Below are 16,637 nucleotides of genomic sequence, written 5' to 3'. Positions count from 1 at the left end.
ACGGGTGGGTTCGGCCCGTCCCGACAGGGTGCTGAGAATTTCTGGAAATTGACGGTGGTTGTGCCGATTGGTCTGCGATTATAGGGGAGACAGCGGCCGGCCGAGTTGCTATGCCCCGCGCGGACCACTCTCCCGCATGAGCTGACCCTGATGCCCGATCTGTTGCTTGAACTTCGCTCCGAGGAAATCCCTGCCCGCATGCAGCGCAAGGCGGCGGGCGATTTGAAGAAGATGCTGACCGACGGTCTGGTCGAAGCGGGTCTCACCTATGAGGCGGCGCGTGAATATTGGACGCCACGGCGCCTGACACTCGATATCCGCGGGCTCACCGCACGCTCGAAGGACATTCACGAGGACATCAAGGGACCGTCGACGACGGCGCCTGAACAGGCGGTCCAGGGCTTCCTGCGCAAGGCCGGCCTGTCTTCGATCGCCGAAGCGCATGTCCATTCCGACCCGAAGAAGGGCGACTTCTATGTCGCGCACATTTCGAAGCCGGGCAAGGCGGCCGAAGAGATCATCGCCGCACTGGTGCCCGATATCATCCGCAATTTCCCCTGGCCGAAATCGATGCGCTGGGGGCCGGCCTCGGCAAAACCCGGCTCGCTGCGCTGGGTGCGCCCGCTGCAATCGATCCTGTGCACCTTCGGTCCCGAGACCGAGGAGCCGGTCGTGGTCGATTTCGAGATCGACGGCATCCGCTCGGGCAACGTCACCTGGGGCCACCGTTTCCTCGCGCCGGGCGAAATCACCGTGCGCCGCTTCGACGATTATGTCGGCAAGCTCGAGGCCGCCAAGGTCGTGCTCGACGCCGACCGCCGCAAGGAGATCATCCTGGCCGACGCCCGCAATCTCGCCTTCGCCAACGGGCTCGACCTGGTCGAGGACGAGGGGCTGCTTGAGGAAGTGTCCGGGCTGGTCGAATGGCCTGTCGTGCTGATGGGCGAGTTCGAAGAGGCATTCCTGGCCATTCCGGCCGAAGTGATCCGGCTGACCATCCGCGCCAACCAGAAATGCTTCGTGACGCGCCCGCAAGGTGAAGGCGAGGCGCTGTCCAACCGCTTCCTGCTGACCGCCAATATCGAGGCCAGGGATGGCGGCAAGGAGATTGCGCACGGCAATGGCAAGGTGGTGCGCGCGCGCCTCTCCGACGCGCTTTATTTCTGGACGACCGACCAGGGCGATCTGCCGGATCTCGGCCAGTTGCAGGCATCGGCGAAAAAGTTCGGGCTCGACCTGAAGAAGCCGCTCGACCAGCGCATGGCCCGCCTCGACCATCTCAACGTCACCTTCCACGCCAAGCTCGGCACGCAGGGCGAGCGGGTGGAGCGGATTGCCCGGCTCGCGGAGGCGTTGGCGCCGATCATCGGCGCCGATCCCGCGCTCGCAAGCCGCGCCGCGGTTCTTGCCAAGGCCGATCTCACGACAGAAGTCGTCGGCGAATTCCCTGAATTGCAAGGCGCCATGGGGCGCAAATACGCGCTGCTGCAGGGAGAGCCCGCATCCGTGGCCGCAGCCATCGAGGAGCACTACAAGCCGCAGGGCCCATCCGACTACGTGCCGAGCGATTTGGTGTCGGTCGCTGTCGCGCTCGCTGACAAGCTCGATATGCTGGTTGGATTTTGGGCCATCGACGAAAAGCCCACGGGGTCAAAGGACCCCTTTGCGTTGAGAAGAGCAGCGCTGGGCGTGGTGAGGATCATATTGGAAAACAAGCTCAAGCTTTCGCTGGGCTTTGCCATTGCTGCCGCGGTGTCGTCGGCCCTCGCGGCCTATGAACAAAAAGGTGAAGGAGCCCAGAGCCGTGGCGTTGTCGCGATGCTCGATGGCCGCATTCGCGACTACAAGGGGGTAAGTCAGCTGTTGTCGGAGGCGGGCTTGATTTCCGAATTGCTGAAGGGTGGATTGGCTAAGGCAAATCTGGAAACCTTTGGGTCCAACGATCAGGAGCGAGAGTTCTTCGATGGCCAGCGTTTGATGGAACTGGACGCATCGCTATCGCCATTTATTGCTGATCTCCTGTCTTTCTTCCACGACCGCCTGAAGGTCTATCTCCGCGACCAAGGTGCCCGCCACGACCTCATCGACGCCGTCATCACACCAGCCTCGGACGACCTTCTGCAGATCGTGCGGCGTGTCGAGGCGCTGGGCTCCTTCCTCGACACCGAGGACGGCAAGAATTTGCTCGCCGGCACCAAGCGCGCAGCCAACATCCTGGCCGCCGAGGAGAAGAAGAAGACGCAGATCGCTCCAACTGTTGAGCCGGCTCTGCTGCGCCTCGACGCCGAGAAATCGCTGTTCGCGGCGATGAATCAAGCCGAGAAGCAAGCCGGCGAAGCGATTCAAAACCAAGACTTTTCCGCCGCCATGCTGGCGCTTAGCGTTTTGCGTGAACCTGTCGATTCATTTTTTGAAGGCGTGCTCGTCAACGATGAGGATCAGCAGGTGCGCGCCAACCGCCTTGCGCTGCTTGCCCGCATCCGTGCCGCCACCGGTCAGGTCGCCGATTTTTCCAAGATCGCAGGCTAGATCGGTCGTTCAAAAGGCATCGGAAACCAGGTTCCGGTGCCTTGAAAAAATATCGCCCGGCCGGCCGTTCGAGCCGGCTTACAGTCATATGACGATGATCTCTCCGTGGCAAAAGGGACATGTTCCCCAACCCAACGGAGGCTTCCATGAATTCCGATCACGAAATCGAAGTGACTGAAGAAAACCCGGCCGCCGCCGAGACGCTTGAATCCGCTTCCGAAACCGCCCTCGATCATGCCGACGACATGGTCGAAGCCGCCGATCTGTCTGATGAAGACGAGGATGGCGAAGACGAGGAAGGTGACGACGAGGACGGCGAAGAGTCCGACGAAGACGACGCTGAAGCCGCCACGCTCTCGGGCGACGACGAAGACGAAGATGAGGACGAAGACGACGCCGACGACAGCGTGAAGGCCGAGGGCGACGACGCCGAAGGCGAAGAAGAAACCGAGGACGGCGAGTCCGACGAAGACGACAAGGAAGAAGCAGCCTGATTTCTCAGGCGACCGGCTTTCTCAATGAAAGGGCGGCGCTTCGGCACCGCCCTTTCTCGTCGATCTCGCCAAACTGACTTGAATCAGTTCCCAAACGCCGACTTTTCAGTTTTCCAGAATGCTGACGCGCACGCTGTTTTCGTAGACGTCGACCTGGACCAGCGGCTCGCCATTGACGATGGCGCGCTTGGTCGAGGCACTCATCGCGCCGGGGCGTTCCAGCATGCGCTGAAGGTCGGCGCGCTGTTCATTGGTCCTGAACCAGGCATCACCCTGGTCGTCGCTGTCGCGGCGATGGAATTTGTGCCAGTTGGCGCGGTCCTGCCGCACCATCTGCGCGGCGCTATCCAGCGCATAGCCGTCGCTCGCCTGGTGATCCCTATCGGAAATGCGCGCGACATAGGATCCCAGCATGTCGTCCGCATGCGCCACGCCGCCAAGCAACGACGCCAGCAGAAGCCCTGCCACGGTAACGGTCTTCGACTTTTTCATGAGCAACCCCCTTGCCTTGAACAATGCAAATTACGTCTGCCGGAGCCGCTTGGCGAAATTCAGGCGGCAGCGTCGGCGGGCAGGATACACCAGGATTCGCCGGACATGGTTCGCAGGGTGCCGGACCGCCGTCAAGCCGCCGGGTATTTCGACCGGTCGGTGAGCAGTCGCTATTTGGCCTTGCCGGTTGCCGCAGCCGGCTCTTGGGCTGCCGCTGGCGGCACGGCTGCCGCCGGTGCTTTGCCTTGTGCCGCCGGCGCGGGCGCTGCCGAGGCTGTCGCCGTGGCCGGGGCTGTCGCCGTGGCCGGCGCCTTGGCTTGCGCCGGTGTCGAGAAGGCGCCGCCGACAACGCCGCCGCGAATGATCATCGGGCTTTGCTGGAAGGCGTGCTTCGCCTCTGCCCCGTCCGGGATCGCTGCCACCTTTTCATAGGTGACGTCGGACTCGTCAAGCGCAATGACGGACACCACATCGCTCGTCGCGGTGTTGCTTGCTTTCAGGGCGAGGATGGATGGCGTCGAGGACGGCGCGCCGGGAAAGACCAGCGACGAGGCCTGAGCCCCGCCAGCCGTGGCGGCCAGAATGATAGCAAGCGTTCCCCAGATACGCACCGAAATAGCTCCCCATTGCCCAGAAAGCCGCACGATAAAGCCGGGCGATTGATGCCGGCTTTCATGGAAACATAACATTTTAGGAATTGATGAATTGCCAATGCCCGCTTGCCCCGGCGCCGCCGCCGTATTACGCAGCCGGCATCCGCGAGGAGACGAGAGTGGCTGAAATACTGGCCGTCGGCGAAGCGATGGGACGAGCATTGGCGCTGCTGGACGGCGGCGATGTCGTCGCCATTCCGACGGAAACCGTCTACGGACTGGCCGGCGACGCCACCAACGGCATCGGCGTGGCGCGCATCTTCGAGGCCAAGGGTCGGCCGCGCTTCAATCCGCTGATCGCCCATGTCGCCGACATGGCGATGGCCGACCGCATCGCCTTGTTCGATCCGCTGTCGAGGAAACTCGCGCTTGCCTTCTGGCCGGGGCCGCTGACGCTGGTTCTGCCGCAGCGCGCCGGCAACGGCATTCATCCGCTGGTCACCGCCGGGCTCGATACGATCGCCTTGCGTATGCCCAGGGGCTTTGGCGGCGACCTGATCGCCAGGCTTGGCCGGCCGCTTGCCGCCCCCAGCGCCAATTCATCCGGCAAGATCAGCGCGACGACGGCGCAAGCCGTGGCGGCGGATCTGGGCGCGCGCATCAAGCTGGTGGTCGATGGCGGCGCCACGCCGGTCGGACTGGAATCGACCATCCTCAAAGCGGAGGGCGAACACTTGCGCCTGCTTCGGCCCGGCGGCATTGCCGCAGAGGAAATCGAGGCGGCCATCGGCATGGAGCTGTTGCGTGGCGGTGCCGCCGGCGTCGAAGCGCCGGGCATGCTCGCCTCGCATTATGCGCCGGGCGCCGGCGTCCGGCTCAATGCTCGGTCGATCGGCGCGGGCGAGGCCCTGCTCGCCTTTGGTGGCGAGCGAGCAGAAGGCTGGCGCGGCGCGGCCGCCTTCCTCAATCTTTCGCCATCGGGCGACCTGCGCGAAGCGGCGAGCAATCTCTTCGCTTACATGCAGGATCTCGACCGCAGTGGCGCGCGCACCATCGTCGTCGAGCCTATTCCCCTTGACGGGCTCGGCGAGGCGATCAACGACCGGCTCTCCCGCGCCGCGGCTCCCCGTGACAACACACAGCCCACAACGTAGCTTTCCCACATGACCGACACGACAAAGACACTCGATCCGGCTCTCATCGATCGCTTCGCGGCGATCGTCGGCGAGAAATATGCGCTGCGCGACCAGCAGGACATCGCGCCTTATCTCCTCGAACGGCGTGGGCTCTGGCACGGCGCGACGTCGCTGGTGCTGCGGCCGGGCAGCGTCGAGGAGGTCAGCCGGATCATGCGGCTGGCGAGCGAGACCGGAACGCCGATCGTGCCGCAGAGCGGCAATACAGGGCTGGTCGGCGCCCAGGTTCCGGACGGATCCGGCCATGAGATCATCCTGTCGCTGTCGCGGCTCAACCGCATCCGCGAGATCGACGTCCTGTCGAACACGGTGACGGTCGAGGCCGGCGTCATCCTGCAGACGCTGCAGGAGGCGGCCGACGCCGCCGACCGACTGTTTCCGCTGTCGCTTGCCGCGCAAGGGTCCTGTCAGATCGGCGGCAATCTCTCTTCCAATGCCGGCGGCACCGGCGTGCTGGCCTATGGCAATGCGCGCGAGCTGTGTCTCGGCGTCGAGGTGGTGCTGCCGACGGGCGAGGTGTTCGACGATCTGCGCAAGCTGAAGAAGGACAATACGGGCTATGATCTGAAGAACCTGTTCGTCGGCGCCGAAGGCACGCTCGGCGTCATCACCGCCGCCGTGCTCAAACTGTTTCCCAAGCCGAAGGGGCGGGAAGTCGCCTTCGTCGGCCTGTCGTCGCCGCAAGCAGCGCTTTCCCTCTTCGGCAAGGCCATGGACCGCGCCGGAACCGCGCTTACTGCTTTCGAACTGATCGGCAAGCGGCCATACGATTTCACGCTCAGGCATGGTCAAGGTGTCGTGCGCCCGCTGGCCGATGACTGGCCCTGGTATGTCTTGATGCAGGTCTCCTCCGGCCGCTCCGAAGCCGACGGCCAGGCACTGATCGAGGAAGTGCTGGCGGATGGCCTCGAGCAAGACATCGTTGGCGATGCGGTGGTTGCGGCAAGCCTTGCCCAGGGCGACGCCTTCTGGAATTTCCGCGAGACGCTGCCGGAATGCCAGAAGCCGGAGGGCGCCTCGATCAAGCACGACATTTCGGTGCCGATCGCATCGATCCCGGAATTCATTGAAAAAGGCGCGATCGCCGTGGCGTCCGTCAGTCCCGGCGCGCGCGTGGTCTGCTTCGGACATATGGGCGACGGCAATCTCCACTATAACATCTCGCGTCCCGTCGACGGCGACGACGAGGCGTTCCTCGGCCTCTATCACACCATGAACAAGGCCGTGCACGACGTCGTGCGCTCCTTCCACGGTTCGATCTCGGCCGAGCACGGCATCGGTCAGTTGAAGCGCGATGAACTGATCGCCACCGCGCCGCCGATGGCCATCGATTTGATGCGCCGGGTAAAGGCCGCCTTCGATCCGGCGGGCATCATGAATCCCGGTAAGGTTATCTGATCCTTTCAACATCTTGTGGTCGGTGGCATTCCGATAACCATCCCTGAGATCAGCAAAATTTAACCGACTTTCTTAAGCGCGGCGGTAAGGAGCCGGCGCTACTGTTTCCCCATAACGAGGCCGGGAAAACTGGCCCGGAGAGAACCGGACACCGGCTCTCAGGAGACAGACAGGAAGGCACTCTATGAACACTGGACTGAAGCCAGTCTGGGCGGGACGCAATATGCGCCTCGACCCATTCCGCCTGCCGCAGGTGGTGAGCTACGCGACGCGCGACGACTATGGCGACGTGACCTTCACGATCGACCATCGCGGCGCCGTGATCCGCCGCATGCTCGAGATGAGCGGCGTGCCGGCGATCATCGCTCTGCCTGCCAATGCGTTCCGCGGCGTCGCCGCCCGGGCGATGGAGGACCCGGAAGGCAATGTCACGGTCACCCTGGAGCTCCTGCATAACGATCCGATGCTGTCGGTGCCGCTGCTGGTCGCTGACGATCTCGAAGACGTCGCCGCCGACTGGCGTGCCTGGGCCGACGCTTACCGTCTGCCGATGCTGCTGATCGAATCGGACGGCGTCGCCCGCACGCTGGAAGAATCGCTCGGCGCCGCCATCAAGACGCTGCCGCCGCAGGACCGTCGCAAGGGCCGTGTTTCGACCACGCGCCGCCCGCGCTTCCTTGCCCGCCGCAGAACGGGCGATCTTGGCCTGAGGCTCGTCATCGACGGCCAGGAGATTATTTCAAGAGACTAGCTAGCTGCCGCCGCCTTCTCCTCGCATAGTGACGGGGAGAAGGGAGCTTATACCAGCGGCTTCAGCGCCACCCAAAGCGCACCGCCGATCAGGCCGAGAAAGACCAGCCAGCCGACCTGGTTGTTCGACCGGAACAGCCGCAGGCACTGGTCCGGATCGTTGATGTCGAGAACCGCGATCTGGCGGGCCATGTGGGCGCCGGCGGCAATCAATCCCGCCAGCGCCACCACGGGAGCCTGCGCCGAAGCGAAGGCGATGGCGAAGCAAACCAGCGTGCCGCCATAGAGCCCTGCCAGCCATGACTTGGTGTTGTCGCCGAACAGCCGCGCGGTGGAGCGCACGCCGACAATGGCATCGTCTTCCTTGTCCTGGTGCGCATAGATCGTGTCGTAGCCGATCACCCACAGGATCGAGCCGATATAGAGCATGATGGCGGGGCCATCGAGGTCGCCGAACTCGACCGCCCATCCCATGAGCGCGCCCCAGGAAAAGGCAAGGCCGAGAAACAATTGCGGCCAGTTTGTTATCCGCTTCATAAATGGATAGACGGCGACGATGACCAGCGAGCAGACGCCGAGCAGGACGGCGAAGCTGTTGAACTGCAGCAGCACCGCAAGGCCGACAAGGGCTTGCAGGAGAAGAAACAGCCAGGCCCTCCGCCGCGTCGTCTGGCCGGACGGCAGCGGACGCGAGCGGGTGCGCTCGACCTGGTTGTCGATGTCCTCGTCGACAATGTCGTTATAGGTGCAGCCGGCACCGCGCATGGCAATGGCGCCGACCAGGAACAGCACGAGGTACAAGGGCGCCGGCAGCAGCGAGAGCAGCGGGTCACCGGGTCGTGGATAAGCGCTCGCCGCGAGCGCTGCCGACCACCAGCATGGCCACAGAAGCAACTGCCAGCCAATCGGCCTGTCCCACCGCGCAAGCTGCGCATAGGACCAGATCGCGCGCGGCAGCACACGGTAGACCCAATGGCCGTTCGGCGCATCGGCAACGCGGCCCTGGGCCGCTTTCGACTGGATGGTTTCCATGCCTATGGAGTGGCAGCGACGCAGTCGGGCGTCAAGGCTGCTCGTCGGCGGTGGCGGTCGCAACGCGTCTTTTAAGACGCTCGTCGAACCGCAGATACCAGAGCAGGGCGATCTCCCGGCTTTGCGGATCAAGCCCGCGATAGAGCAGGCGGTCGATGCCGCCAAGCTCAAAGCCGTAGCGTTCGTAGAAGCGGCAGGCGGCGATATTGTTGTTCTGGGTCTCCAGCATGATGCCGGCGAGGCCCTCATCGCGGCTCCACGCCACGCAGGCGTCCATCAGCAGGCGGCCGACACCCGCGCCGCGCCAGCCCGCGTCGACGGCGATATTGTCGACCAGTGCGTAATTGTTCCAGTTGCGGCTGATCATTGCCCGCCCGACAGGCACCTGATCGCCCCAGGCGAGGAACAGCGCATCGCTTGCGTCGCCCGCCGACTCGCTTTCAACGTGGGCGCGATAGTCCTTTCGATAGGCCGGGACAGGCGTGCGCGGCCACTGCGCCACCGGCCGGCCGAAGATCGGCTCATGGAATGCCTCGACAAAAAAGCTGAAATCCCGATCTTCGACCATATGGGCCAGTGCGACAACGGCGCGGATGATGAGGATAGTCATGCCTTGCTCCATGGCCGATCGAAGTTGTCCCGTAAGCGAGTCATCTCACGACGAGAAGATATCGCGCGTCGAAAACCAGGCTTTCGCCGTCTCGATGAAGGCGAGCGCCGCATTCGATACGCGCTGATGCGTGTCATGGGTGAGGATGATCCGTTGCATCGGCAACGGATCCGACAGCGGCTTGCAGATCAAGGGCAGTCCGTCATAGCTGCGGTCGCCATGCGGGCGGGTGTAGCTGATGGCGACACCAAAACCGTTCGCCACCATGCTGCGCTGGAGTTCGAACGAGCTTGTACGCCTGTCGGCAATGGGTGACAGGCCACGACCCCGGAACAGGTCGAGCATATGCTGCCAGCTCTGCGGCTGGTCGGTCGTGATCAGCGGATAGGCGGCGAGATCAGCCAGGCTGACCTCGGAACGTTCGGCCAGCGCATGGCCCGCCGGCAACAGCGCATGCGGCCGCAACTCGTGCAGCAGGATGCGGGCGAAGTGCGACGGCAGGCCAAGATCGTAGGTGAGGCCGAGATCGACGGCGGCGTCCGACAGGCGTCGCCCGAGCGTCTCGAACGTCTCGTCGCGTACGACGATGTCGACCGCCCCATGGCGTTCGGAAAAGGCGCGGATGAGGCCGGGCGCAAAATAGGGCGCCAGGTCCTCGAAACATCCAAGCACCAGTTCGCCGCCAATCGCCGAACTGGCCCTGCCGAGGCTCATGAGTTCTTCGGTCTCGGCAAGAACCTGCTTTGCCTTCGCCACCACGGTGCGGCCGAAGGAGGTCAGCGACACGCCGCTCCCTCGCTGGCGAACGAAAAGCTTCTGGCCGAAATCCCTTTCGATCGCGTCGATCGCCACCGAAACCGACGGCTGCGAGATGTTGAGTGCCCGGGCCGCGCCAGTGACGCTGCCATGGCGGGCGACGGCGATGAGATAGCGTAGCTGGGTGAGGCTGAGACTCATAGTTGAAGCCTATGTGCCAGATGAGAAGTTATTATTTTACTGAATGACTTGCCGTTGCGATAGTCACCTCGATCCTGAAAGGAGGACAACATGGCTTCCCAGACCGCTACGCGCGCCATCGACACCGAAATCATCGACACCCAGACAATCGCGGACTACCAGCGCGACGGCGCAGTCTGCATCCGCGGCGCCTTCAAGGGCTGGGTCGACACGATCGCCGCCGGCATCGAGCGCAACATGCAGAACCGCAGCGCCACGGCGTCCGACATCGCCAATGGCAAAGGCAGCTTTTTCGACGACTACTGCAATTGGGAGCGCATCCCTGAATTTGTCGATGTGGTGAGGAATTCGCCGGCCGCCCAACTGGCGGCTTCGGTGATGCAGTCGCGTAGTGCGCAGTTTTTCCACGATCACGTCCTGGTCAAGGAACCGGGCACACAGAAGCCGACGCCCTGGCATCAGGACATTCCCTACTATTTCGTCGACGGCAGCCAGACGGTGAGTTTCTGGATTCCGATCGATCCGGTGAAGGAGGCGACGCTGAGGCTGATCGCCGGTTCGCACAAATGGGAAAAGATGGTGCTGCCGGTGCGCTGGCTGAACGACGACAATTTCTATGCTGGCGAAGGCGATTACCGGCCGGTGCCAGACCCCGACAACGATCCGTCGATGAAGGTTCTCGAATGGGAGATGGAGCCGGGCGACGCAATCCTGTTCGACTTCCGCACCGCGCATGGCGCGCGCGGCAACCTGACCGCGGCGCGGCGCCGGGCGCTGTCGCTGCGCTGGGTCGGCGATGACGCGCACTATGTCGAGCGCCCCGGCCGCACCTCGCCGCCCTATCACGGCCATGGCATGCAGCCCGGGCAGAAGCTGCGCGAGGACTGGTTCCCGGTTATTTTTCAGAGCTGAAAGACTTGCCAGAATAGGAACGCCGATAGTCGGCGCCCCTATTCGGCTGGGATAACGTTCCCGTGCGCAATTTCGATCAATCCACCCTGATGCCTTGACCCGTCGCCCGGAGAGCAATAGCGGGTTGTTCTCTCTAAGTCGGCATCAAGAGGTGGCCATGAACGTTCTTCTTCTCGGCTCCGGCGGCCGCGAACATGCGCTGGCCTGGAAGATCGCCGCTTCGCCGCTGCTGACCAAGCTCTATGCGGCCCCCGGCAATCCGGGCGTCGGCCGTGAGGCCGAGCTGGTCAAGCTGGACATCGCCGATCACGCCGCCGTCGCCGCCTTCTGCCGGGAGAAAAAAATCGATCTCGTCGTGGTCGGCCCGGAAGGGCCGCTCGTCGCCGGTATCGCCGATGATTTGCGCGCCGAAAACATTCGCGTCTTCGGGCCTTCGAAGGCCGCCGCACGGCTGGAAGGCTCGAAGGGTTTCACCAAGGACCTGTGCGCCCGCTACGACATCCCGACCGCCGCCTATGGCCGGTTCGGTGATCTGGCCTCCGCCAGGGCCTATGTCGAAAAGACGGGTGCGCCGATCGTCATCAAGGCCGATGGGCTCGCCGCCGGCAAGGGCGTCACCGTCGCCATGACGGTGGATGAAGCCCAGGCGGCACTTGCTTCCTGCTTCGATGGTTCTTTCGGCGCTGCCGGCGCGGAAGTGGTGATCGAGGAATTCATGACCGGCGAGGAAGCGAGCTTCTTCTGCCTCTGCGACGGCACCACGGCGCTTCCTTTCGGCACCGCGCAGGATCACAAACGTGTCGGCGACGGCGATGTCGGCCCCAACACCGGCGGTATGGGCGCCTATTCGCCGGCGCCTGTGATGACGCCTGACGTGGTCGAGCGCACCATGCGCGAGATCATCGAGCCGACCATGCGCGGCATGGCCGAGCTTGGCGCGCCCTTCGCCGGCATCCTGTTCGCCGGGCTGATGATCACGGACAAGGGGCCGAAGCTGATCGAATACAACACACGCTTCGGCGATCCCGAATGCCAGGTGCTGATGATGCGGTTGAAAGACGATCTGCTGGTGCTGCTCAACGCCGCCGTCGATGGTCAGCTTGCGCATACCTCCGTGCGCTGGCGCGACGAGGCGGCGCTTACCGTGGTGATGGCGGCGAGGGGCTATCCCGGCACGCCGGAAAAAGGCTCCGTCATTCGCGGCGTCGAGGACGCCGCGGGCGAGGGCGTCCAGATTTTCCATGCCGGCACCGCAATCAATGGCGGCGCCCTGGTCGCCAATGGCGGCCGCGTCCTCAATGTCACGGCGACCGGCGCCACCGTTGGCGAGGCGCAGGCGCGGGCCTATGCCGCGCTCGACCGGATCGACTGGTCGGACGGGTTCTGCCGGCGCGACATAGGCTGGCAGGCCGTGGCGCGCGAGCGGGCAGGCTGAGGCTTCAACCGGCGAGAGATGGCTACCGCTGGCCGCGATCGAGTTCGGTCGAGGCCGTGCTGAGCGGGTCGGCGGCCGCCGCGAAAGCGGCGTCGAGTTGTGCCGGCGAACGCTGTCCGGCCCGCTTCCAGGCGACATACTGGACAATGCCGAAACCAGGCCGTTGCGGCACCGTCCTCACGACCGGCATGCGGAAACCATCGCGGAGTTTCGACCAGCGCGAACCGAGCACCGCGACCATTTCCTCGACAGTCGGCGGCGTCGCCACATCGGCGTAGGTGATGGTCGCCTTGCCGGCCAGCGCGGCTTCCCGCGAGAGCGGCACCGGCACGCTGGCAAGATAATCCGCGGGCACGTCGATCAGGCTGCCGAACGGCCATTGCTGGCGCAGTGTGGCGGCATCCGTCGGCGCGACATTGACGTCGATATCGTCGGGCGTGCCGGCGACCCTGTAGGGGCAGCGGAAGCGGCCGCAATTGGCCTGCGCCGCAAACTGCCAGAGCGCGTAGCTCTGCCAGTTACCCATCGGAAAATGCACGTCGATGTCTGGCTTGTAGCGCGCGTACCACAATGGCAGCCGCGACAGGAGCCGGTATTTGTAGCGGTTGTCGGCGATGTACTGCGCGGTCTTGCCGTTGGTGTAGAGCACCGGGAAACGGCCGACGCGCCGGTGCACCTGGCGCACGAACTCCTCGGCGTCATCGAGCGACATCCATTGCGTTGGGTCGATGCCCTCGATGTCGAGAGCCATCAGGTCGTCCGGCGCAGGGTCGGCGAAATCGAGGAAGTTATTGGCCTGTTCGACCGGATTGCCGGGCCGGGCGAGGTGATAGGCACCCCATTTCATGCCGAGCGCCTTGGCCACGACCCTGCGCGTCTGGAACAGTTCGCGCGTCACCGCATGGCGTTTCCAGAGCGCCTTGCACAGTTTCACCTCGGTGTCGCCGCCGAAGCAGAAATAGGGTGGCGGCATGCCGTCGGACGCCTTGTTGATGAAGGCGGCGACGCGTTTGTCGGTGGCAAGCTGCGCCCAGTCGATGGAATTGTACTCGTAGGCATCGACCACCAGTGCGCGATCGGCACTCTTCCACGGTTCGGAAAAGTCCGAAGCCTTTGCCGCCGACATCGCCGTTGTTGCCGCGAAAGCAAGAAGCAATATGCGGCGAAGGAGGCGCGCCATCCTTTTCAAAACAGGGAATCCCCGTTGATCAAAGGCGAATGCTGAACCGCTATGGTTAAGAAATGCTTCCCTAGGGAACTAGCGCCTGCCGTTCGGCTGAAACTCGAACGGATCTGGCGCCGGCTCCTGTTGCAGCGTGCCTTCGGCGGCACGCTTGCGGTGATGGGCGAGCGAGCATTTCGGCGAGCACAGTATGCCGCGATCCGACCAGTAGGCGGCGCCGTTCGCCAGGTCGCCGTGATAATAGGAAAATCCCGTTGCCCGGTAGGGCAGGCCGCATTCGATACAGCGATAGGCGTCGGGTCTGGCAAGCATGGCAATGGTCCGGTCGGCTGGGTCTGTCGCCGGTCGATTGATCCGGCATCGGTCGAATTTAGTACAGGCCGGCGCGATTGCAAAATCCACGTGACAAAATTTGACGTTTACGTAAAAAGAAGGTCGCTGGACCACCCGAACACGGGTGGTCTGCGTCGGCGCTTGCGCATAGGGTTGGTCGCCAGGAGGAGCAGAACATGTATCGCGCACCGGTCGAGGACATCGCGTTCACGCTGAAGCACGTCGCCGGCATGAAGCCAGCGCTCGATGGCGGTGCGTTCGGCGACCTCGGCGAGGACCTGGTCGATGCCGTGCTGGGTGAGGCTGGCCGTTTCGCCACCGAGGAGGTGGCGCCGCTCTACAAGATCGGCGACGAACATGGCGCCGTGCTGAAGGACGCCGCGGTCACCACGCCTCCGGGCTGGAAGGAACTCTACCGCCGCTGGATCGAGGGCGGCTGGAACGCGCTATCCGGACCCGAGGAGTATGGCGGCCAGGCACTGCCGACCATGCTGGGCGTCGCCGCGCTCGAAATGTGGAACTCGGCCGCCATGGCCTTCGGCATCGGCCCGACGCTGACCATGGGGGCGGTCGAGGCGCTCGACAAGCACGCTTCCGAAGACCTCAAGGCGAAATATCTCGCAAAGCTGGTGTCGGGCGAGTGGATGGGCACGATGAACCTGACCGAGCCGCAGGCCGGATCGGATCTCGCTGCCTTGCGCGCCCGCGCCGAGCCCGCCGGCGACGGCAGCTACCGCGTCTTCGGCCAGAAGATTTTCATCACCTATGGCGAGCACGATTTCACGGACAACATCATCCACCTGGTGCTGGCGCGCCTCCCGGATGCGCCGGCCGGCACGCGTGGCATCTCGCTGTTCCTGGTACCGAAATTCCTGGTCGGGGACGACGGCGCGCTCGGCGCGCGCAATGACGTCTTCTGTTCCGGTATCGAGCATAAGCTCGGCATCCACGCCTCACCGACCTGCACCATGATCTATGGCGACGGCTTCCAGGGCGCCAGCCCCGGCGCCATCGGCTGGCTGATCGGCGAGGAGAACAAGGGTCTGGCCTGCATGTTCACGATGATGAACAACGCTCGCCTGGCCGTCGGCATGCAGGGCGTCGCGGTCGCGGAAACCGCGACCCAGAAGGCGATTGCCTATGCCAATGAGCGCCGACAGGGCAAGGCGAGCGACTATGGTGGCGCCGGCATGGCGCCTATCGTCCATCACCCGGATGTGCAGCGCAATCTCCTGACCATGAAGGCGCTGACACAGATCGCCCGCGCCATCAGCTATTCCTGCGCCCATGCCATCGATCTCGCGCGCGTATCGTCCGGCGACGAAGCGGCGCATTGGCGCGACCGTGCCAATCTGCTGACGCCGCTCGCCAAGGCCTTTTCGACCGATGTCGGTGTCGAGGTCGCTTCGCTCGGCGTCCAGGTTCATGGCGGCATGGGTTTCATCGAGGAGACCGGCGCGGCCGCGCTCTATCGCGATGCCCGCATCGCGCCGATCTATGAGGGCACCAATGGCATCCAGGCGATCGATCTGGTGACCCGAAAACTGCCGCTCGGCGGCGGCGAGCACGTGCATGGCTATATCGGCGAACTGGCCGATATCGCCAATGCGGTGCGCATATCGAACCTCGACGGCTTCGGCCGCACCGCCGGCACGCTCGATCGGGCGCTCTCCGATCTGACGCAGGCAACGCGTGTCCTGCAGAAATTCTCGGCCGACGGCGAGACGGACAAGGCGCTGGCTGCCGCCACGCCCTATCTCAGGCTGATCTCGCTGGCCGCCGGTGGTGCCTATCTGGCGCGCGGTGCCCTTGCCGACCAGGATCGCATCCCGCTTTGCCGCTTCTTCGCCGAAAATCTGCTCGGCGAGGTCGGCGCGTTGAAAGACCGCGTCATCGACGGCGGCGACAGCCTTGCCACGGCCGGCAGGGCGTTGATGTCAGCCTGACAGCCACTGGGGAAAACTGTGACAGACCACATTCTCGTCGAGCGCCAGGGCGCCATCCAGATCATCCGCATCAACCGTCCCGACAAGAAGAACGCGTTGACGCGCGCCATGTATGCCAGGATGTCGGCGGCCCTTGCCGAAGGCGACGCCGATCCAGCGGTGCGCGTCCATGTATTTCTTGGCGTGCCCGGTGCCTTCTCTTCCGGCAACGACCTTGCCGACTTCATGGTCATCGCCACCGGCGGCGAGGGCGGCACCGAAGTCTGGGATTTCCTGATGGCGCTGGCCAGGGTCGAAAAACCTGTTGTCTCCGGCGTCGACGGCATCGCGGTGGGCATCGGCACGACAATCAACCTGCATTGCGACCTGACCTTCGCCACGCCGCGCACCGTGTTCCGCACGCCTTTCGTCGACCTCGGCCTGGTGCCGGAGGCGGGATCGAGCCTTTTGGCGCCGCGCATTCTGGGCCAGCAAGGGGCGTTCGCGCTGCTCGGTCTCGGCGAGGGCTTCTCGGCGGAGCGCGCCAAGGCCGCCGGGCTCATCTACGAAGTGGTCGAGGAAGGCGCCCTGGAGGCCTCGGTGCTGGCGGCCGCCGGCCAGATCGCGGCCAAGCCGCCTCAGGCGCTGAGGATCGCGCGCGATCTCATGCGCGGCTCGCGCGACGACCTGGTCGCGCGCATCGGCGTCGAAAGCGAGCATTTCCGTGAGCGGCTGAAATCCGACGAAGCGCGCGCCGCGCTCACGGCCTTCATGACCAGGAAAAAGAGCTGAGCCCTT

Annotated in this window: 16 protein-coding genes; 9 read left to right on the top strand and 7 right to left on the bottom strand. The window is 64.2% G+C overall.

All coding sequences use genetic code 11. The annotated features are described in order from the left end of the window. Positions 1 to 150 precede the first annotated feature (150 nt). Both glyS and FJ967_RS20625 read left to right on the top strand, forming a co-directional pair. Positions 151 to 2,529: a glycine--tRNA ligase subunit beta gene (gene glyS, locus FJ967_RS20630; protein WP_140733667.1), complete on the top strand. Its 2,379-nt coding sequence runs from the start codon at positions 151 to 153 to the stop codon at positions 2,527 to 2,529. A 146-nt stretch (positions 2,530 to 2,675) separates the two neighbouring features. Next, entirely contained in the window at positions 2,676 to 3,023 is a 348-nt protein-coding gene (locus tag FJ967_RS20625) for an ATPase (protein ID WP_140733666.1), read from the top strand. Positions 3,024 to 3,128: 105 nt separating this feature from the next. Here FJ967_RS20625 and FJ967_RS20620 read toward each other — a convergent pair whose 3' ends face one another. After that, positions 3,129 to 3,515: a hypothetical protein gene (locus FJ967_RS20620; RefSeq protein ID WP_140733665.1), complete on the bottom strand. Its 387-nt coding sequence runs from the start codon at positions 3,513 to 3,515 to the stop codon at positions 3,129 to 3,131. A 170-nt stretch (positions 3,516 to 3,685) separates the two neighbouring features. Then, positions 3,686 to 4,126, bottom strand: coding sequence for a hypothetical protein (locus tag FJ967_RS20615; protein ID WP_246675325.1), 441 nt, complete (start codon positions 4,124 to 4,126; stop codon positions 3,686 to 3,688). A gap of 161 nt (positions 4,127 to 4,287) precedes the next feature. Between FJ967_RS20615 and FJ967_RS20610 the strand changes: the two genes are divergently transcribed. The 3 genes from FJ967_RS20610 to FJ967_RS20600 all read left to right on the top strand — a co-directional run bounded on the left by FJ967_RS20610 (position 4,288) and on the right by FJ967_RS20600 (position 7,453). Continuing rightward, entirely contained in the window at positions 4,288 to 5,262 is a 975-nt protein-coding gene (locus FJ967_RS20610) for an L-threonylcarbamoyladenylate synthase (RefSeq protein WP_181176041.1), read from the top strand. 9 nt (positions 5,263 to 5,271) lie between these two features. Beyond that, positions 5,272 to 6,702 carry an FAD-binding oxidoreductase gene (locus FJ967_RS20605; protein ID WP_140733663.1) on the top strand — a complete coding sequence of 477 codons (1,431 nt, stop codon included), beginning with the start codon at positions 5,272 to 5,274 and terminating at the stop codon, positions 6,700 to 6,702. A 184-nt stretch (positions 6,703 to 6,886) separates the two neighbouring features. Beyond that, entirely contained in the window at positions 6,887 to 7,453 is a 567-nt protein-coding gene (locus FJ967_RS20600) for a DUF6101 family protein (RefSeq protein ID WP_140733662.1), read from the top strand. A 47-nt stretch (positions 7,454 to 7,500) separates the two neighbouring features. On the opposite strand, the gene ubiA is transcribed toward FJ967_RS20600, so the two are convergent. The 3 genes from ubiA to FJ967_RS20585 are packed head-to-tail and all read right to left on the bottom strand — an operon-like array spanning position 7,501 to position 10,051. Next, the gene (ubiA, locus tag FJ967_RS20595) at positions 7,501 to 8,484 is read right to left on the bottom strand and encodes a 4-hydroxybenzoate octaprenyltransferase (protein ID WP_181176039.1); all 984 of its coding nucleotides are present in this window, start codon (positions 8,482 to 8,484) and stop codon (positions 7,501 to 7,503) included. Positions 8,485 to 8,515: 31 nt separating this feature from the next. Then, positions 8,516 to 9,094: a GNAT family N-acetyltransferase gene (locus FJ967_RS20590; RefSeq protein WP_140733661.1), complete on the bottom strand. Its 579-nt coding sequence runs from the start codon at positions 9,092 to 9,094 to the stop codon at positions 8,516 to 8,518. A 45-nt stretch (positions 9,095 to 9,139) separates the two neighbouring features. Continuing rightward, entirely contained in the window at positions 9,140 to 10,051 is a 912-nt protein-coding gene (locus tag FJ967_RS20585) for a LysR family transcriptional regulator (RefSeq protein WP_140733660.1), read from the bottom strand. Between the two features lie 90 nt (positions 10,052 to 10,141). Here FJ967_RS20585 and FJ967_RS20580 point away from each other — a divergent pair, with 90 nt between their 5' ends. Both FJ967_RS20580 and purD read left to right on the top strand, forming a co-directional pair. After that, entirely contained in the window at positions 10,142 to 10,963 is an 822-nt protein-coding gene (locus tag FJ967_RS20580; RefSeq protein ID WP_140733659.1) for a phytanoyl-CoA dioxygenase family protein, read from the top strand. Positions 10,964 to 11,120: 157 nt separating this feature from the next. Further along, the gene (gene purD / locus FJ967_RS20575) at positions 11,121 to 12,398 is read left to right on the top strand and encodes a phosphoribosylamine--glycine ligase (RefSeq protein WP_140733658.1); all 1,278 of its coding nucleotides are present in this window, start codon (positions 11,121 to 11,123) and stop codon (positions 12,396 to 12,398) included. 22 nt (positions 12,399 to 12,420) lie between these two features. On the opposite strand, the gene FJ967_RS20570 is transcribed toward purD, so the two are convergent. Next, a complete protein-coding gene (locus tag FJ967_RS20570; RefSeq protein WP_140733657.1) occupies positions 12,421 to 13,578 on the bottom strand; it encodes a glycoside hydrolase family 25 protein in 1,158 nt (385 codons plus the stop codon). A gap of 78 nt (positions 13,579 to 13,656) precedes the next feature. Continuing rightward, positions 13,657 to 13,893, bottom strand: a complete 237-nt coding sequence (locus tag FJ967_RS20565) for a hypothetical protein (RefSeq protein ID WP_140733656.1) — start codon at positions 13,891 to 13,893, stop codon at positions 13,657 to 13,659. A 197-nt stretch (positions 13,894 to 14,090) separates the two neighbouring features. On the opposite strand from FJ967_RS20565, the gene FJ967_RS20560 reads away from it, so the two are divergent. Together FJ967_RS20560 and FJ967_RS20555 are read left to right on the top strand one after the other, a co-directional pair. Next, positions 14,091 to 15,860, top strand: a complete 1,770-nt coding sequence (locus tag FJ967_RS20560) for an acyl-CoA dehydrogenase family protein (RefSeq protein ID WP_140733655.1) — start codon at positions 14,091 to 14,093, stop codon at positions 15,858 to 15,860. Positions 15,861 to 15,878: 18 nt separating this feature from the next. After that, the gene (locus FJ967_RS20555; protein WP_140733654.1) at positions 15,879 to 16,631 is read left to right on the top strand and encodes a crotonase/enoyl-CoA hydratase family protein; all 753 of its coding nucleotides are present in this window, start codon (positions 15,879 to 15,881) and stop codon (positions 16,629 to 16,631) included. Positions 16,632 to 16,637 lie beyond the last annotated feature (6 nt).

It is taken from the genome of Mesorhizobium sp. B2-3-4 (genome assembly GCF_006442315.1).
Taxonomy (GTDB): Bacteria; Pseudomonadota; Alphaproteobacteria; order Rhizobiales; family Rhizobiaceae; genus Mesorhizobium.
This window is presented reverse-complemented; position numbering and strand designations above follow the sequence as displayed.